Source organism: Kitasatospora sp. NPDC032757, from assembly GCF_055579305.1.
Window position 1 is genome coordinate 11,813 of sequence record NZ_JBVINN010000033.1, and the last position, 19,221, is coordinate 31,033.

7 protein-coding genes are annotated in these 19,221 nt (G+C 72.3%); all 7 read right to left on the bottom strand.

Annotated features, from left to right (window positions below):
* Positions 1-123 precede the first annotated feature (123 nt).
* On the bottom strand, positions 124-3,711 hold the full coding sequence (metH, locus tag ACZ5WK_RS28995; protein ID WP_465551611.1) for a methionine synthase: 3,588 nt from the start codon (positions 3,709-3,711) through the stop codon (positions 124-126).
* Between the two features lie 199 nt (positions 3,712-3,910).
* The gene (locus ACZ5WK_RS29000; protein ID WP_465551613.1) at positions 3,911-7,759 is read right to left on the bottom strand and encodes a non-ribosomal peptide synthetase; all 3,849 of its coding nucleotides are present in this window, start codon (positions 7,757-7,759) and stop codon (positions 3,911-3,913) included.
* Between the two features lie 130 nt (positions 7,760-7,889).
* On the bottom strand, positions 7,890-9,218 hold the full coding sequence (locus ACZ5WK_RS29005; protein WP_465551615.1) for a helix-turn-helix domain-containing protein: 1,329 nt from the start codon (positions 9,216-9,218) through the stop codon (positions 7,890-7,892).
* An 894-nt stretch (positions 9,219-10,112) separates the two neighbouring features.
* Positions 10,113-12,224, bottom strand: a complete 2,112-nt coding sequence (locus tag ACZ5WK_RS29010) for an SGNH/GDSL hydrolase family protein (RefSeq protein ID WP_465551617.1) — start codon at positions 12,222-12,224, stop codon at positions 10,113-10,115.
* Positions 12,225-12,238: 14 nt separating this feature from the next.
* On the bottom strand, positions 12,239-14,047 hold the full coding sequence (locus tag ACZ5WK_RS29015; RefSeq protein ID WP_465551619.1) for a carbamoyltransferase family protein: 1,809 nt from the start codon (positions 14,045-14,047) through the stop codon (positions 12,239-12,241).
* 17 nt (positions 14,048-14,064) lie between these two features.
* Positions 14,065-18,081, bottom strand: coding sequence for a non-ribosomal peptide synthetase (locus tag ACZ5WK_RS29020; protein WP_465551621.1), 4,017 nt, complete (start codon positions 18,079-18,081; stop codon positions 14,065-14,067).
* 174 nt (positions 18,082-18,255) lie between these two features.
* Entirely contained in the window at positions 18,256-19,218 is a 963-nt protein-coding gene (locus ACZ5WK_RS29025; protein ID WP_465551623.1) for a TauD/TfdA family dioxygenase, read from the bottom strand.
* Positions 19,219-19,221: the final 3 nt, after the last annotated feature.

Genomic DNA, 19,221 nt, shown 5'->3' on the forward strand with positions numbered 1-19,221 from the left:
TGCGCCGCCGGCTCCCCCCCCCCCCCCCCCCCCACCACCCCCCCCCCCCCCTCCCCCCCCCCCCCACCCCCCCCCCCCCCCCCCCCCCCCCCCCCCCCCCCCCGCGGCGTCTGCGCGCTGCCGTCAGCTCAGGTTGGGCCGCAGCCAGCGCTCGGCCTCGCTGAGCTCGCAGCCGCGCCGGACGGCGTAGTCCTCCAGCTGGTCGCGGCCGATCCGGCCGACGCTGAAGTAGCGCGACCCCGGGTGCGCGAAGATCAGACCGCTGACGCTGGCGGCCGGCGTCATCGCGAACGACTCGGTCAGGCCGATCTCCTGGGAGCCGGCGTCGAGCAGCTCGAACAGCTCGCGCTTCTCGGAGTGGTCCGGGCTCGCCGGGTAGCCGAGCGCGGGGCGGATGCCCCGGAACCGCTCGGCGTGGAGGTCCTCGAGCAGCGGGTCGGCGTCCGGCTCGAACCACTCCCGGCGCGCCTGCAGGTGGACGTACTCGGCGAACGCCTCGGCCAGCCGGTCGGCGAGCGCCTTGACCATGATCGCCCGGTAGTCGTCACGCTCGGCCTCGTACCGGGCCGCCAGCGTCTCGGCGCCGTGGATGGCGACCGCGAATCCGCCGAGGTGGTCACCGGACGGGGCCACGTAGTCGGACAGGCAGCGGTTGGCCCGGCCGGCGGGCTTGGCGGTCTGCTGGCGCAGCATCGGGAGCCGGACGCCGTCGACCACGATGTCGTCGCCCTCGGAGTGGGCGGGCCAGAAGCCGTAGACGCCGCGCGCCTGGAACGCACCGTCGGCGATGATCCGGTCGAGCATGGCGATGGCGTCGTCGTACAGCTCACGCGCGACCGGCTGGTCGAGGATCGCCGGGAACTTGCCCTTGAGCTCCCAGGCGAGGAACAGGAACTGCCAGTCGATCAGCTTGCGGAGCTCGCCGATCTCCGGCGTCACGGTGCGCACGCCGGTGAACGCGGGCGTCGGCAGGTCGGTGAAGTCCATCCGCTCACTGTTGGCGCGGGCCTGCGCGAGGGTGAGCTGGGCGACGCGGTGCCGGGTCTCGTGCTGCTCGCGCAGGCGCTCCTGCTCGGCGCGGTTGGCGGTGTCCAGCTCGGCCGCCCGCTCGGGGTCGAGCAGGTCGGATACCACGCCGACGACCCGGGAGGCGTCGAGGACGTGCACGGACGGGCCCTCGTACGCCGGCGCGATCCGCACCGCCGTGTGCTGCCTGGAGGTGGTCGCGCCTCCGATCAGCAGCGGGAGCTCGATGCCCCGCCGGCTCATCTCCTCGGCGACGGAGACCATCTCGTCCAGCGAGGGCGTGATCAGGCCGGACAGGCCGATCGCGTCGGCGCCCTCGGCGATCGCGGTGTCCAGGATCTTCGCGGCGGGCACCATCACGCCGAGGTCGATGACCTCGTAGTTGTTGCAGCCGAGCACGACGCCGACGATGTTCTTGCCGATGTCGTGGACATCGCCCTTGACGGTCGCCAGCACCACCTTGCCCTGACCGCGCCCGGAGGTCTTCTCGTCCTCCATGTAGGGCTCCAGGTAGGCGACCGAGCGCTTCATCACGCGGGCGCTCTTGACCACCTGCGGCAGGAACATCTTCCCCGAGCCGAACAGGTCTCCGACGATCTTCATGCCGTCCATCAGCGGCCCCTCGATCACCTCGAGCGGGCGGCCGAGGACCTGCCGGGCCTCCTCGGTGTCCTTCTCGACGAAGTCGACGACACCGTGGACCAGGGCGTACGAGAGGCGCTCCTGGACGGTGCCCTCCCGCCAGGAGAGGTCGACGGTCCGCTTGGTGCCGCTGCCGGTGACGGTGGAGGCGAAGGTGACCAGCCGGTCGGTCGCGTCGGGGTGGCGGTCGAACAGCACGTCCTCGACGAGTTCCAGCAGCTCGGCGGGGATGTCCTGGTAGACCGCGAGCTGTCCGGCGTTGACGATGCCCATGTCCAGGCCGGCGCGCACCGCGTGGAACAGGAAGGCCGAGTGCATGGCCTCGCGCACCACGTCGTTGCCGCGGAAGGAGAAGGACAGGTTCGAGATTCCGCCGCTGGTGCGCGCGCCGGGGCAACGCCGCTTGATCAGCGGCAGGGCGTCGATGAACGCCTTGGCGTAGCCGTTGTGCTCGGCGATGCCGGTGGCGACGGCGAGGACGTTCGGATCGAAGATGATGTCCTCGGGCGCGAAGCCCGCCTTGTCGACCAGCAGGTCGTACGCCCGGCCGCAGATGTCCACCTTGCGCTCGGTGGTGTCGGCCTGGCCCAGCTCGTCGAAGGCCATCACGACGACGCCGAGCCCGAAGTCGCGGATCCGCCGGGCCTGGGCGAGGAAGGGCTCCTCGCCCTCCTTGAGGCTGATCGAGTTGACCACCCCCTTGCCCTGCACGCAGGCCAGACCCGCCTCGATCACGCTCCACCGGGAGCTGTCGATCATGATCGGGATCCGGGCCACCTCCGGCTCGGTCGCCACCAGATTGAGGAAGGTGGTCATCGCCCGCTCGCTGTCGAGCAGGTCGGCGTCCATGTTGACGTCGAGGAGGTTGGCGCCGCCGCGGACCTGTTCGAGAGCGACGTCGACCGCGGCCTGGTAGTCGTCCGCCTCGATCAGCCGCCGGAACTTCGCCGAGCCGGTGACGTTGGTGCGCTCACCGATCATGACGAAGCCGGTGTCCGGGCCGATCTCGAACGGCTCCAGCCCGCTGAACCGGGTCGCGGCGGGCGGCTCGGCGACGACGCGCGGCGTCACCCCGGCCACGGCGGCGGCGATCTGCTCGATGTGGTCGGGCGACGTGCCGCAGCAGCCGCCGACGATGTTGACCAGACCCGCCTGCGCGAACTCGCCGATCAGCCGGCCGGTCTCCTCCGGCGTCTGGTCGTAGCCGCCGAAGGCGTTGGGCAGGCCGGCGTTCGGGTGGGAGGCCACGTGGGCGCCGGACAGCCGGGCCAGCTCGGCAACGTACGGGCGCACCTCGGCGGCGCCGAGCGCGCAGTTCACGCCGACGATCAGCGGCTCGGCCCGCTCGACCGACCGCCAGAACGCCTCGACCGTCTGCCCCGACAGGGTGCGGCCGCTGAGGTCGACGATGGTGACCGAGAGCCACAGCGGCAGCTCGGGCGCGACCTCGCGGGCGGCCGCGATCGCCGCCTTGGCGTTGAGCGTGTCGAAGATCGTCTCGATCTGCAGCAGGTCGACCCCGCCCTCGGCCAGCGCCGCCATCTGCTCCGCGTACGCCGCCTTGACCTGCTCGAAGGTGACCGCCCGGTACGCCGGGTCGTCGACCTTCGGGGAGAGCGAGAGCGTGACGTTCAGGGGGCCGACCGAGCCCGCGACGAACTTGCCCCCGGCCTCGTCGGCCGCCTGCCGGGCGAGCCGCGCCCCGCTCAGGTTCATCTCCCGGACCAGGTGCTCCAGGCCGTAGTCGGCCTGGCCGAGGCTGGTCGCGGTGAAGGTGTTGGTGGTGATGATGTCCGCCCCGGCCGCGAGGTAGCGCCGGTGCACGTCCAGGACGAGATCGGGCCGGGTCAGGTTGAGGAGGTCCGGGTCACCCGTCACGTCGTACGGGTGGGCCCCGTCGATCACCTCGCCCCGGTAGTCGGCCGGACCCAGCTTGATGGCCTGCAGCAGGGTGCCCCAGGCGCCGTCGAGAACCAGGATCCGTTCACTCATCAGCCGCCTCAGCGTCGCGGTCGCGTCGCGTCGGGTACGAGAATCACTCATTTCGACAACCTCCGTACGAAATCACCGGAGGCGCCCTTGGTCGAGTGATTTCAAGTCGAGCGTGGCGGGAGGATTTCCCGTTGCAGCGCCTCTCGACTCCGGCCCCAACTATATCGGATCCCCTCGGCGGAACGGAATGAAATGCTTCCCGCGCACGCTCACCTGACGCCCCGTCAGACCGTGCCGACAGGGCGCCCGGCTACCGCGGCCGGGCCCTCAGGGCGGGCCGCGCCGCCCGCCCTCCGTCGAGCAGCGCCGCTATTCCCTCCGGCGTGGGGCTGTCGAACAGGGACTTCAGCGACACCTCGACGCCGAACTCGTCCCTGATCCGATTGGCCAGCCGGGTGGCGAGCAGGGAATGGCCGCCCAGCGCGAAGAAGTTGTCCTCGCCGGAAACCGGGCCGCATTCCAGGAGCTCCGAGAATATCTCCCCGAGGACGGCTGTCCGCATTTCGGGACGGGGCGGGCCGGGGCGCCTTTGTGCCGGTCCCCCCGGCGAGCCGCCGGAGAAGGCCGACGCGGAGCCGGCCACCACCCGGGCGGCCGTCCCACGATCGGCCGACCCGTGACCGACCGGTCCGTGACCGGCCGGTCCGTGATCAGCCGGTCCGTGACCGGCCAGGTCGGCGGCTCCGGGAGCGGGGCGCCCCGCTCCGGGGGCGAGGTGCTCGGCGAGACCCGCCGGGGTCGGCCGTTCGAACAGCACCCGCAGCGGCGGCTCGGCCCCCAGCTCGGCCCGGATCAGCGCGGTCAGCTCGCCGACGCGCAGTGAGGTGCCGCCCAGGTCGAAGTAGCTGTCGTCGATACCGACCTCGGGCACCGCCAGCACCCGGGCGAAGATCCCGCAGAGCGCCCGCTCCACCGGGGTGCGGGGCGCCCGCCCGGCAGCCGCGCGGCCGGGCTTCGGCAGGGCCCCGCGGTCCAGCTTCCGGTTGGGATTGAGCGGCATCCTGTCGAGCTGGACGAAGGCCCACGGCACCATGTAGTCGGGCAGCGCCCCGGCCACGTGCGCGCGCAGCGCGGCCTGGTCCACCGGGCCGGACTCCGACACGACGTACGCGACCAGACGCTTGGCGCCCGGGCGGTCCTCCACCGCCAGGACGGCCACCTGCGCGACGGCCGGATGACTGCGCAGCACCGTCTCGATCTCGCCGAGTTCGATCCGGAAGCCACGGATCTTCACCTGGTGGTCGACCCGCCCGAGGAACACCAGGTGGCCGTCCCCGGTCCAGCGCACCAGGTCACCGGTGCGGTACATCCGGCTGCCCGGCCCGTCGAACGGGTTGGCGACGAAGCGCGCGGCGGTCGCGGACGGACGGTTCAGGTATCCGCGGGACAACTGCTCGCCCGCGAGGTACAGCTCGCCGACCACGCCGGCGGGCACCGGCTGCAGCCGGCCGTCCAGCACGTACCCCCGCATGTTGCCGATCGGCCGGCCGAGCAGCGCCTCCGTCGGCCAGTCCGCGCCCCTGGCGGGGAAGGAGTGGGCGATCGCGAGATGGGTCTCGGTCGGACCGTAGTAGTTGTCGAGCCGGCGCCGCTCGGGCTCGAAGAAGGCCTTGAGCCGGGGCGAGAGGGTCAACGCCTCCCCGCCCTGGGCGATCATCCGCAGTTCGGGCAGCCGGACGCCGGTCCGCTCGGCGGACTCGCACAGCGCGTCGAGCACCAGGTTCGGCAGATTCATGTCGTGGACGTCGTGGTCGGCCAGCCACCGCGCGAAGAGGTCGACATCGCGCCGGACCTCCTCCGGCGGCACCACCAGGGCGCCGCCGCTGGTGGTGGCGAACAGCACCTCGAAGGCGGAGGTGTCGAAGCTGAGCGAGGAGAACTGGGCCATCCGCCCGGGCGTGAGCGTGGTCTCGTACCAGGCCAGCAGGCTCACCAGGGAGGCGCCCGGCATGACCACCGCCTTCGGCCGGCCGGTGGAGCCCGAGGTGTAGATGACGTAGACGGGGTGCTCGGGCCGCAACGGCGCCAGGCGGTCGGCGTCGGTGAGGTCGGTCGCCGGCAGGTGTCCGGCGTCGACCGGTTCGGTGAGCGTGAGCACCGGGGCGGCGTCGCTCTGCATGAACGCGATGCGGTCGGCCGGGTAGCCCGGGTCGATCGGCAGGTAGGCACCGCCCGCCTTGAGCGTCGCCCACAGGGCCACGATCACGTCGACCGAGCGCTCCATCATCAGCGCCACCACCGACTCGGGCCCGACGCCGTGGCCGACCAGGTACCGGGCGAGCTGATTGGCCCGGGCGTTGAGCTGGGCGTAGGTGAGCACCGTGTCGCCCATCTGCACGGCCGGCAGGTCGGGGGTCCGTCCGGCCTGGGCCTCCAGCAGGTCCGGCAGGGTCCTGCGCGGCACCTCGAACGGCGGGCTGTTGCGGTTCCACTCCACCAGGAGCCGGTGGCGCTCGGCGGGGTCGAGGACGTCGATCCCGCCGACCTTTCCGGTGGGGTCGGCGGCCACGGCGGTGAGCACGCGCAGCAGCCGTTCGCCGATGGTCCGGGCGGTCGCCCGGTCGAAGAGGTCCGTCCGGTAGGTGAGGGTCAGCTCGATGCCGCCGGGCGCGCCGTCCTCGCCGAAGCGCTCGGCGAAGGCGAAGGCGAGGTCGTGCCGGGCGGGGTGCGGGGTCGTCCCGTGGGGCTGCGCGTCGACGCCGGCCAGGGACGCGGGGGCCCGGCCGGTCCCCGCGGTGACCAGCACCTGGAAGAGCGGGTGCCGGGCGAGCGAGCGGGCCGGGTTGACGGCGCCCACCACCAGTCCGAAGGGGATGTCCAGGTCGGCGTAGGCGTCCAGGCCGGTCTCCCGCACCCGGCCGAGCAGCTCGGCGAAGGTCGGGTCGCCGGAGACGTCGGTACGGAGCACCAGCAGGTTGGCGAAGGGCCCGACCACGTCGTGCAGGTCGGCGTCGGTGCGGCCCTCGGCGCGGGTGCCGAGGGGGATGTCCTCGCCCGCGCCGAGCCGGTTCAGCAGCACCGCGACGGCGGCCTGGACCACCATGAACATGCTGCTCCGGGCCGCCCGGGCCACCTCCGCCAGGCGCCGGTGCGTCTGCGCGTCGAGCCGGAGGCCGACCTCCTCACCCCGGTGCGTGGCGACGGCCGGGCGCGGCCGGTCGTACGGCAGGGCCAGCTCGTCGGGCATGCCCGCGAGCAGTTCCGCGCGGGCCTTCAACCGCGCGGCCACGGCCGGGTCGGCGCCGCCGGCCGCGGCCGCGAGCCGGCTCTGGCGGTGCGCGAAGTCGGTGAATCGGGCGGGCAGTTCGCCCCAGTCCGGCGCACCGCCCCGGGAGCGGGCGGCGTAGGCCGTGTCGAGGTCGCGGGCGAGCAGTCCGAGTGAGGCCTCGTCGACGGCGATCCGGTGGGTCAGCAGGAGCAACAGGTGGTCGTCCGGGCCGAGTTCGAGCAACCAGACCCGCAGCGGGATCTCCGCGGCGAGATCGAAGCCGTACGTCGTCAGGGCGGCCAGCCGGGCCTCGAGCTCCTCCTCGGCGACCCGTTCGACCTGGAACGCCACACCGGCGTCGACCACCCGCTGCCCGGTGACACCGCCGGTCTCCCCCTGGACCGTGCGCAACGCCTCCTGCCGCGCGGCCACGTCGTCCACCGCGGCCCGCAGCGCCTCCCGGTCGAGCGGACCGCGCAGGCGCAGCGCCAGGGGGAGGTTGAAGCTCGCACCCGGCCCCTCCAGCCGTTCCAGGAAGCGCAGGCCCTGCTGGGCGGAGGTGAGCGGAAGGCGGGCGCCGTCCGGCGCGGTTCCCCGGGGGGCGGCGGTGTCCGCCGGCACCGCCAGGGCGGCCAGCGCGTCGACGTCCGGGGCGTCGTAGAGGTCCCGGACGCTCAGTGTCACGCCGAGCTCGGCCCGTGCCCGGCCGGCCAGCCGAACGGCCTTCAGCGAGTCACCGCCGAGGCCGGGAAAGGAGTCCTCCCCACGCACCCCGGCCACACCCAGAACCTCCGCCAGAAGCTCGCGGAGCGCTCGCCGAGCACTGTCGCCCACGCCGACCCCCACCTCGTGTAGATAAGCTCGTTCACCGCCGTCGAGCTGCGAGAACACACCCGCTGACGGTCAGAATAAGTCGCCCCGGAACGCCTCCATCGGCACCATCGGCGGCAGAGCGGAGGCAATATCCGCTCCGCCGCCTCGGCCCGGTCCGACGGGGCTCCGGCGCGAGGCCGGGCAGGACCTAAGGCACGGTGCACGTCAGCTGCCGCTGCACCGTGACGGAGGGCGGGAGGGCGTGGCGCACCAGGTTGAGCACGGAGAAGCGGGGCGGTTCGCCGCTCGCCCCGGCGATCCGGCGCACCAGGCCGAGCGTGCGCAGCAGGTGGATGGCGCGCAACGCCGCGGCGGCGGGGCCACCGAGCAGGCCGACAGCATGGTCCACCGTCCACGGGTCGGCGTCGGCCAGACGCCGCAGCCCCTCGGTGTCCTCCACCGGCAGCGCGGCCACCGTGCGGGCGAGCCAGGCGGTCAGCGAGTCGTCGGCGTTGACCAGGGCATTGGTGAGCATCGCCGGGAGGCCGGCCGCGGGGTCCAGGAGCTGGGCGGGCTCGTAGAGCAGCAGCCAGGAGGCCGCGGCCTCCAGAACTGCGGGAACGCCGTCCAGGTGCCAGCAGATGCGGGCGATCGCGGCGGTCACCTCCATGTCCGCGGCGGTCTCGAGGTAGAGCTGCGCGCAGCGCGATCGCATGAACTCCACCGCCGGGTACGCGGCGAGGTCGGCGTCGCGGGCCTCGCCGCGGGCCCACTCCGGCACGGCGAGCGGGAAGACCGGGAAGACCGGGTCGCCGGCGGTCGGCGAGGTCTCGCAGGTCTCGTACAGCACCCGCAGTCCCGGACAGCGGCTCAGCATGAGACGCAGCATCAGCTCGTCGTCCTGGTCGAGGTCCCGGCCGTCGACGGTGAGCAGGATGTCGTTCTTGGCCAGGACGGCGGCCAGGTCGTCGAGGGCGGGCTCACACCCCAGGAGATCGGCGATCCGGCCGAGCAGGGTGTTCGCGGGGTCGCGCGGATCGTCGCCGACCGGCCCGGGGCCGTCCAGTTCGATGCAGACGGCCGGCATCCGGCCGCTCTGGTGCAGCACGCTGGCGACCTCGTGGATCAGGCGGGTCTTGCCGACGCCGGGCATGCCCACGACCTTGACCAGCCGGTGTCCGGAGGACTCCAGCATGGCGGTCAGCGTGGCCGTCTCGCGCCCGCGGCCGATGATCGGGCCCAGGGGGGCGGGCGGTGCGATCAGCTCGTCGATGAGCGTCTCGCCGACGAAGGGGCCGGCCGCCGCCTCGAGTTCGGCCCGGCGGGCCTTGCTCAGCCGCAGGGCGTCGGCGAGCAGCCGGATGGTCTGGATCCTCGGGGTCCTTGTGCGTTCCAGCTCCAGGTCGCGGATGGCCCGGACACTGATCGTGGAGATTTCGGCAAGCTGCCGCTGGGTCATCCCCACGCGCTTTCGCGCATTTCGCAGCAGGACACTGAACTGTGCATTCTGTACATGGTTGGCAGTGATTTTGAACACGCTCCAGAGATTGCCGTCCGATTCGCTGGGATCGGCCGGACGGATGGGTCTAGATCGTCACCGCACCCCCTCGGGCGGACCACAGCACTGGCCGGCCCGGACGGAATGCGCCGGTCTCACCGATTTCATGGAGATCACATGGGATTCCGCATCGGCCATTCGGCTCGCAGCCACCGTCCGCCAGAAATGACACGCAGAGGGATTCGGTCATCGCAACGGCCTGCTGCGGAGATATTTGAATCGACCCCGAGCTCTCGGGGAACCTTTGACCACCGGAGGTGGCTCATGCGCGGCGCATGGCCACCGAATGACAGAGCGCCGTCCCCAGAACGATTTCTCCGGCCTTCCGCCTGACGGACCAAATGTCGGTTTTGCCCGGCATGACACTTCCCCCGTTCCGGCAACCTGACGGCGCTCACCGCAGTTCGTGCGGCATCAGATGACAACACATGACGGGTACACAAGGAAAGCTCCTGGCTCGATCGAAGCCGTCCGGAGCGGCTCGCCAAACACCCTTGATCGCCCCCAGAAGCGCACATCCCCGGCATATCTCCGGCCGCGGGATACGCCCGCTTTACACCGTCTCGTCAGATCCCGGCGAGCCCGGTTGTGAGTGCTGCGTGCCGCTCCACGGCCGGGATCCTCACGTTCCGGGCCATCCGGAGGGGCTCATTCCGGCCAGCCGGGAGAGGAATCTTCCGCAGTCCCGGAGGGCGTCTCGCCGTCACGTCCGCATGGTGGACAACCGTTTGCGGTCATCGGCCGCACCGTGATTGTCTGAAGCGGGCCGGAGGACGCGCCCGATTCCTTTGGCGTGCCATCGGGCATTTTTCGCTCGTACACGCAGAACGGCGGTGCCGATGATTTCGGCACCGCCGTTCGGGGAATGCGTTGTTACCGGCCCGCCCCGGGTCGGTCGCCGTCGCCGGCACCCCCGACGACAGCGGTGAACGTGTGGACGTCACCGAAGGAGCAGTACGGGTCGGGCGTCCGGCCCGCCAGGACGTCGGCGGAGATCCTCCGGATCCCCGCGTCACCGGGGAAGGCCGGTGACGGCCAGGCCAGGACGACCTCGTTGAGGCCGTCGCACACGATCTCGCCGGGCAGCGAGATCCCGTGGCGCTCCCACCCGGCGCCGCCCGACACGGTGGCGACCGGCCGGCCGTTCACCTCGACCGACACCTGCCCCCCGGCGCCGCGCGGGTGCGGTGTCCGCCAGGTGACGTCCAGCTCGACCGGCCGGCCGGCCTCACCCACGAAGAAGAACACCGATCGGGCCGAGAAGGCCTTGTAGTAGTTCCGCTCGTACGCCGGGGCACCGGGGGTCGACCACTGGAGCTCCAGTGCCTGGCGGCCGGCCGAGTTGTACGAGGGGTCGAGCAGGTCGGCCTTCCGGAGTCCGACCGAATGCTCGTCGATCCACACCTTCTCGACCTGCCGGCGGACGTCCTGGCCGTCCTTCGCCAGTACGTTGGCGATCGATCCCGTGATGAGCGGATCGAGATACTGGCGGACATTCACGAAGAGGTAGCGCTGGATCTGCGGCGAACCGGCCTTCAGCAGCTTCTCCGCGGACTCGCACATCAGCATCGGGGTGCGCCGGGCCTGCAGTTCCAGATAGGCCGACATGAGCGGCGCGAGCCGGTCGGAAAGGCCGACCGAGCGCTCGAGCGAGTGCTCGACCAGTTCCCCGTCCTGCCACCAGTGCGCGTTGTGGACGGCGGCCAGGAAGAGCGTCTCCGCCTCCGCTCCGGCCTCCGGCCCGGGCGCCTCGGCGAGCAGCTCCCGCCAGCTCACCGCGGTCTCCTTGAACGCGCCCAGCAGCGCGGCGGCCGCGGCCGCCATGGTCACGCGGATGCCCTCCGCGTTGAGGTGGCAGTAGTCGATGAAGAGCCGCCGGTCCGCAATGCCGCCGCCGAGGTGCTCGCGGAACAGCTCCGGCGAGTCGACCAGCAGGCCGCCGTGCCGCTCGGCGCCCTCGCGCAGGGCCGCGAGGACCGGCGCGGTGCTCCGCGGGGCGTAGACCACGGTGGTGTCCCAGATCTGGGCGTCCCGGGCGGCTTCCAGCGCGGCCCGGGCCGCGTCCTCGTCGCCGGCGGCCCGGGCGCAGTCCGCCAGGACGTAGTGGCCGGCCGCGTTGGTGCCCTGGTCGAGTTCGACCATCCGGCGGGCGGCCTCGGCCGCCTCCCCGAAGCGGCCCTCGGCCAGCGCGGCCCGGGCCGTCCCGTACAGGGCCGCCCACCGCTGGTTGCCGTCGGCCGGCAGGTGGGCGGCGTTCGCCACCGGGTCGCGCCAGTCGGCCAGGTTGAACTCCGGGGCTATCCACAGCACCGGCACACCGCGCTCCGCGTAGAACGCGGAGACCTCGTCGACGATCTCCTCGGAGGTCCGCCGGACGAACTCCTCCGCGTGCTCCCGGTACCCGGCAGGGCCCCGCTCGCGCACCGCCGCCGCCAGCACTCCGCGCTCCAGCGGCTCGGTCGGCAGTTCGTAGCGCCAGTTGTTGCCGCAGAAGAGCACCACCGCGTCGGGCTCCAGCACGGCGGCGGCCAGGGCGAGGTCCTTGATCTCCCGCCCCAGCGAGGTACGGGCCAGGTCGACGACCTCGACGTCGCCGGGCCCCAGACGGGACTCCAGCAGCGCCGCCAGCACCCCGGCGGGATTGTAGGCCGGGTCGTACAGGAAACCGCGGGCCACCGACTCGCCGAGGAGCAGCACCCGCCGGCCGCGTGCCTTGGCCGGGATCTCACCCGCGTTGGCCCACATGGGCCACTCCAGCCGCCGCTCCTGGTCGCGGACGAACGGCCCGGCCCCGCCGGTGCGCTGCCAGATCCCGACCCGCTGCACGTCCGGCGGCCCGGCCGCCGCGCCCGGCGCCGGTGCGGGGCCGGGAGGGTCGGTGGAGAGCAGCCGCAGCAGCTGTGCCAGCCGCGCGCCGTCGTCGGTCGAGAGCTGCCGCGCCAGTTGATCGGCGAAGAACTTCAGGGAATCCGAAGGTCGGTCCATGGGCCCGTTCCTGTTCAGAGGAGCGTGTAGACGAGGTGGTCGACGGCTTCGCCGGCCAGCGGCGTGGGAATCGCGGTCTCCAACTCCCACAGCAGCGGAATCGACGAACGGTCCAGAACGAAGTCCTCGATCACCAGGAGGTCGATCTGGCTCTTGACGAAACACCTGATGGCGTCGAGCGGAGTGCACACGATCGGTTCCCCGCGCACGTTGAACGAGGTGTTGAGCAGGATCGGGCACCCGGTCTGCCGGTGGAACTCGCCCAGCAGCTTCGCGAACCTCGGGTTGCTCCCGTCGTCGACGGTCTGGATCCGCGCCGAGCCGTCCACGTGCGTGATGGAGGGCAGGTCGATCGGGGAGGTCACCTGGTGGGTCTCCAGCATGAACGGAGACGGGTGGTCCAGGTCGAAGTGGTTCTGCGCCTCGGACTCCAGCACGGCCGGCGCGAACGGGCGGAACGACTCCCGCAGCTTGACCAGTTCGTTGATCCGGTCGCGCGTCCCGGCGCCCCGGGGATCGGCCAGGATCGAACGCGCGCCGAGCGAGCGCGGGCCGAACTCCATCCTCCCCTGGAGCCAGCCGACCACCTTGCCCCGGGCCAGCTTCCGGGCCACGTGGGTGATCAACTGCTCCTCCTTGCCCCGGAAGTCCCGGTAGCGCGCGGAGGTGTTCCTCAGCAGCCGGTGCACCTCGTCACCGGAGCTGGCGGGCCCCAGGTAGACGTGCTCCTGCCGCTTGTGTTCCGGCCGCTCACCGGTCAGCCGTACGTGCGCCACCGCAGCGGCCCCGATCGAACCGCCCGCGTCGCCGGCGGCCGGCTGCACGAACAGCCGCTCGAACGGGCCCTCCCTCAGGCAGCGGCTGTTCGCCACCACGTTCAGCGCCACACCACCCGCCATGCAGAGGTTCTCGCTCGGCACCTTCTCGTGCAGGTAGCGCACCTTCTCCAGCAGGATGTCCTCCAGGACCACCTGGACGCTGCGTGCCACGTCCAGGTGGAAGGGCTGGAGTTCGGACTCCGGCACCCGGGCCGGCCGGCCGAGCAGCTCGGCCAGCGCCGGCGAGTACATGGACTCCTCCGAGAGGAAGGAGAAGTACTTCATGTTGAGCCGGTATTGCCCGCCCTCGCCCGGCTCGACCAGGTCGCGGATCCGGTCGGCGTAGCGGGGCTCCCCGTAGGGGGCCAGGCCCATGACCTTGTACTCGCCCTCGTTGACCTCGAAGCCCAGGTAGCCGGTGACGGCGCTGTAGAAGAAACCCAGCGAGTCCGGGAAGTCCACCTGCTCGAAGCGCTCCACGAGGTGCCCGTTGCCGGAGCCGTAGGTGGTCGTCGGCCAGTCGCCGACGCCGTCCACGGTCAGGATGGCCGCCTCGTCGAAGCCGGAGAAGTAGTAGCTGCTCGCCGCGTGCGAGAGGTGGTGGTCGACGATCTCGACCGGGCCCTCGTACCCGGTCACCGTGCGGAGCACGTCGATCGGCGGGGTCCTGGTCATCCGGTCCTGGATGTCGTGGCGGCGCTTGGCCGGCACGCCGGGCATCAGGCCCATCCAGATCTGGCGGCCCAGCTTCTGCACCGGGTCCTCGTAGTAGCCGATGGCGTCGACGTCGGCGAGGCTCAGCCCGGCCTCGTCCAGGCAGTAGCGGAGCGCGTTCCGGGGGAACGACTTGTCGTTCTTGACCCGGGTGAACCGCTCCTCCTGGACCGCGGCGACCAGCTTGCCGTTGCGGATCAGGCAGGCCGCCGAGTCGTGGTAACCGGCCGATACGCCCAGGACGTTGACGTCCGAGGCGGGCTTGCGCCGGGGGGTGACACTGGTGGACATTCGGTTTCCTTCCGCTTTCACCACTGCGCCAGGTGGTCGTCGATCAGCTGGCCGATCTCCCGTAGGGGCTCGCGGTCGGTGATCTCCAGGTGCCCGCAGTCGAGGTCGTACTGCAGGATCTCGCCGTCGACGAACGCTCCCCACGTCTGCGCGCCCGAACGGTCGCTGGTCCGGGTGGCGTTGAAGAACAGCAGGTCGCCGGAGAATCGCTCCCCGGCGTGGTAGTGCAGGAACGCCTCGCAGTTGCCGACGGTGGTGGCCGCGACGGTGGAGGCCTGCTTCCGCTCCAGCATGCCGAGCACCGGGTCGTGCGCGCGGAGCAGGTCGACCAGCTCCTCGTGGCCCGCCGGGTCGGCCAGGCCGTCGGCGCGGTGGCCCAGCAGGACCTCCATCACCCAGCGGCTGTCCGCCTCGGCCGGCCGGAACTCCTCGGGCAGCGGCCGGGCGTCCAGCAGGGCCAGCGTCGCGACCTCCTCCCCCGCCGCCTCCAGCCGGACGGCGACCAGGTACGCCAGCACCCCGCCGAACGAGCAGCCCATCAGGTGGTAGGGCCCGTGCGGCTGGAGCTCGCGGATCGCCGCGACGTGGGAGTCGGCCATCTCGGCCATGGAGGCCGGCTTCACCCCGTCCGCGAGCTGGGTGGACTGCAGGCCGATCACCGGGCGGTCGTCGTCGAGGTGCGGCAGGATCGGGGAGTAGGTCCAGCTCAGCCCCGAGGCCACCGGCAGGATGAACAGCGGTTCGCCGACGCCCTCGCGCATGGTGAGGACCGGCTCCATGGGGTTGCCCCGGGTGCGGTTGGTCAGCTGCTGGGCCAGCTGGGCCACGGTCGGCCAGCGGTACAGGTCGCGGATGGTCAGCGGGACGCCGCCGATGTCGGCGATTTCCGTGACGCGGTCGAGGAACATCACGGCGAGCAGCGAGTGGCCGCCGAGGTTGAAGAAGTTGTCGCCGACACCGACGTCCGGGACCCCGAGGATCTCGGCCATCAGCGCGCAGAGCACCTTCTCGACCGGTGTCCCGGAGGCCCGCACCCCGCCGCCGGTGGCCGTCCAGGCCGGCAGTGCGCGGCGGTCCAGTTTGCCGTTCGGGGTGAGCGGCAGCTCGCTGACCATGATCACGCTCGGGACCATGTAGTCGGGCAGCTGCTCGCGCAGGTCCTCGTGGAGCTCGTCGGCCGTCACACCGTCGTCCGCCGGCACCGCGTAGGCCACCAGGCGCTTGTCACCGGGTACATCCTCGCGCACGATGACCGCGCCCTGGCGGACCCGGGGGTTGCGGGTGAACACCGCCTGGACCTCGCCCAGTTCGATGCGGAAGCCGCGGACCTTCACCTGGTCGTCGGCCCGGCCGATGTAGTCCAGCCCGCCGTCCGGGCTCCAGCGGGCCAGGTCGCCGCTGCGGTACATCCGCTCACCCGCACCCTCGAACGGGCAGGCCACGAAGCGCTCCGCCGTCAGGCCCGGCCGGTTCAGGTAGCCGCGCGCCAACTGCGGCCCCGCCACGTACAGTTCGCCGACCACGCCGACCGGCACCGGGCTCAGCCGCTCGTCCAGCACGAACATCCGCAGGCCGGCCAACGGCCCGCCGACCAGGCTCCGGCCGACCGAGCCGGCCACCGTCGGCGCGTCCAGCGCCAGGTAGGTGGCGTGGATGGTGGTCTCGGTGATGCCGTACATGTTGACCAGCGTCACCCGGTCGTCCGGGTGCCGGTCGTACCAGGGCGAGATCTGGGCGAAGTCGAGCGCCTCTCCCGCGAAGATCACGGCGCGCAGCGCCAGTTCGGGGGTGCTCCTGGCGTCCTCCGGGATCAGCGGGTAGAAGGCCGAAGGGGTCTGGCACAGCACGGTGACCCGCTCCCCCGCCACCAGGGCCAGGAAGTCCTTCGGCAGGCGCGACACCTCGTACGGGACGCTGACCAGGGTGCCGCCGTGCGCGAAGGCGCCCCACATCTCCCACACCGACACGTCGAAGGCGTAGGAGTGGAACCAGGTCCACACGTCGTCGCCGCCGAAGGCGAACCGCTCGCGGGTGGCCTCCAGGATCGCGACCACACTGCTGTGCGCGATGGTGACGCCCTTGGGGCGCCCGGTGGAGCCGGAGGTGTAGATCACGTACGCCGGGTGCCCGGGCAGCAGCGGCGTGGTGCGCTCGGCGTCGGTCAGGTCGGCCGCGTCCCCGGCGGCGAGCTCCGCTTCGACGGCGCCGCCGCCGAGCAGGACCGGGGCGTCCTCGAACTGCGGCGGCAGGGACGCCGAGGCGGCGCCGTCCGTGACCACCAGGGCGGGCCGTGCCTCCTCGAAGAGGGTCGCGATGCGCTCGGCCGGGTACGCGGGGTCCACCGGCAGGTAGGCCGCGCCGGTCTTGAGGACCGCCAGCAGCGCGACGGCCAGGTCGGCGGAGCGGTCGAGCAGCACCGCGACGCGCTCCTCGGGGCCCGCGCCCCGGGCGCGCAGCAGCCGGGCCAGCCGGTTGGCCCGGGCGTTCAACTCCCGGTAGGTGACGCGGGTCTCGCCGTCCACCACGGCGGTCGCGTCGGGCCGGCCGGCGGCCTGCGCCTCGAACAGCCCGACCAGGGTGGCGGTGGGCTCGGCCCCGAGGGTGCCGCTCCACTCGGTGAGGAGCCCGCGCTCGCGGGCGTCCAGCAGCGCGATCTCCCGGATCGGGGTGTCGGGGTCGGCCGCCACCGCCTCCAGGACCAGCGCCAGGCGTTCGGCCGCGGCACGAACCGTCGCCTCGTCGTAGAGGTCGGTGCTGCCCTCGACCGTGACGGCGAGCCGGTCCGGGAGGCCGTGCTCGGTCCGCTGCCGGCTGAAGCCGATGGAGAGGTCGAACTTGGCGGTGCCGATGTGGACCGGCTCGGCGCTGACGGTGAGTCCGGGCAGGTCGAGAGGGTGGTCACCGGCCTCCTCCAGGGTCAGCAGCACCTGGAAGAGCGGGTTGCGGCTGGTGGAGCGCTCCGGGTTGAGCTCCTCGACGACCCAGTCGAGCGGGACGTCCTGGTTGGCCCAGGCGGCGATGTCGGTCTCGCGCACCCGCTGGAGCAGCGCGCGGAAGGACGGGTTGCCCGCGGTGCTGGTCCGCAGCACGACGGTGTTGACGAAGAAGCCGACCAGGTCCTCCAGCGCCTCGTCGGCCCGGCCCTCGACCGGCACGCCGATCGGGACGTCGTCGCCGGCCCCGGTCCGCGACAGCAGGACGGCGGTCGCCGCCTGGACCACCATGAACAGCGTGGTCCCGGTCTCCCGGGCGATCTCCAGCAGCCGGGAGTGGACCTGCCGGGAGCAGCTGACGGTGTGCGCCACACCCTGGTACGAGGCGGTGAGGGGCCGCGGGCGGTCCGGCCGGATCAGCGCCTCCTCCGGCAGACCGGCCAGCGCCTCGCGCCAGTGGGCCAGCTGCTCGGCGGCCTCGCTCGCAGGGTCCGAGGGGGTACCGAGGGAGTCGCGCTGCCACGCGGCGTAGTCGCTGTACTGCACCGGCAGCGGCTGCCGGTCCGGGGCCCGGCCCGCGGTCCGCGCCCGGTAGGCCACGGCCAGGTCGCGGAAGAGCGGCCCTTCCGAGGCGCCGTCGGTGGCGATGTGGTGGACGACGAGCAGCAGCACGTGCGTCCGCTCGCCCAGGGCGAGGAGGTGCGCCCGGAAGGGCAGGTCCTTGGCGAGGTCGAACGGCACCCGGCCGAGCCGGACGAGGGTCTCGGCGGCGCCCGCCTCGTCGGCCTCGGTCACCGGGAGTTCCACGCCGCCGTCCCCGACCTCGAGGACCCGCCCGCAGAGGGTGCCGTCGACGACCTCGAAGACCGTTCGCAGGGGCTCGTGGCGGGCGACCACGTCGCCCAGCGCGAGCCGGAGGGCCTCCCGGTCCAATTCCCCCACCAGCCGCACCGCGCTCGGCACGTTGTAGGTGGGGGACAAGCCTTCCTGCCGACTCAGAAACCACAGGCCTTGCTGCCTGACGGAGGGCGAGAACACTGTTGAGCTCCAATTCCTCACGCCGGGCGACTGGCGTATCCGCCTCCCATTGCCCGGTTCCATTCGAGACGTCAGATTGACAACGCTAGGGGCCTCGGCCGGTGGATTGCGGCACCTTCGGGGGCAGAAAGCAGGTGCCTGCGAACAGGTGACGACCGGTCCCGGGGAAAGCCGGGGAATTCCCGATTCCCGGCCCTTCCCGGCCCTTCCCGGCCCTTCCCGGCACGGAACGGCCGATCAGATCAGCACGGGCCCGCGGCCGTTGCGGTGGGCGGCGCTGCGCCTGCTGTCGAGGTGCACGTACACCCGGTGCAGCCAGCGGTCACGGCCGTCGTAGCGCGGGGTGAAGTCGCTACGGCCGTGCACCACCAGGCGGTTGTCGATGAAGACCAGCTCGCCGGGCGCCAGGGTCAGTGAGGAGGAGACCTTGGCCAGCACCGTGCCCAGCCGCTCCATGGCCCCGGCGGCCTCGTCGTCCAGCGCGGTGGTGGCGTTGAAGTCGACCCGGATGTCCGGGTCCCGGACGTTGCCCCCGAGCACCGGGTGCGGCGCCGTGGCGTCGCCCGAACCGAAGGACGGCGGCGCCTCGGTGACGAAGCGGGGGCTGTTGAGGACGGCGAGGTCCGCGCCGTCGAGCAGCGGCAACGCCTCGCGGATCGAGGAGACCAGGGTGCCGGCGCGGCCGTCCCGGTCGGCGCGCAGGCACAGCAGGCCGACCAGGTCCGGGCGGTAGGGGTGGAAGGCGTTCTCGTTGTGCAGTTCCAGCGGGACGGAGCCGGCGTTGCTCTGGGACCCGGCGAGCGAGCGGACCGGGACCACGTCCTGGACCAGGGCGCCGTGCTTCTCGTCGCGGTAGGCGATCACCTCGCCGAGCTGCTGGGCCAGCAGCATCGCCGCCGCGGAGGGGACCGCCGGGATCCGCTGGACCGAGTCCTTCACCGTCGGGGTGTCGGGCAGGGCGCTCTCGTCCACCGGCAGCCCGGTGACCGACAGGATGCCGGCCACCCCGGCGTCCTGTCGCAGTCCGCGCAGCGCCTCGATCAGCCGGACCGGCAGCCGGCAGCTGAGCCGGCGGGCCTCGACCAGCCAGTCGGGGTCGTCGAGCAGCACCGGCGGGGTCCGGACGAGCTCCTCGGCCAGGCCGCGCAGGACGGCGCGTTCCTCGGTGGTGAGTGCCAGGCGGATCGCGTCCACGGACACGGG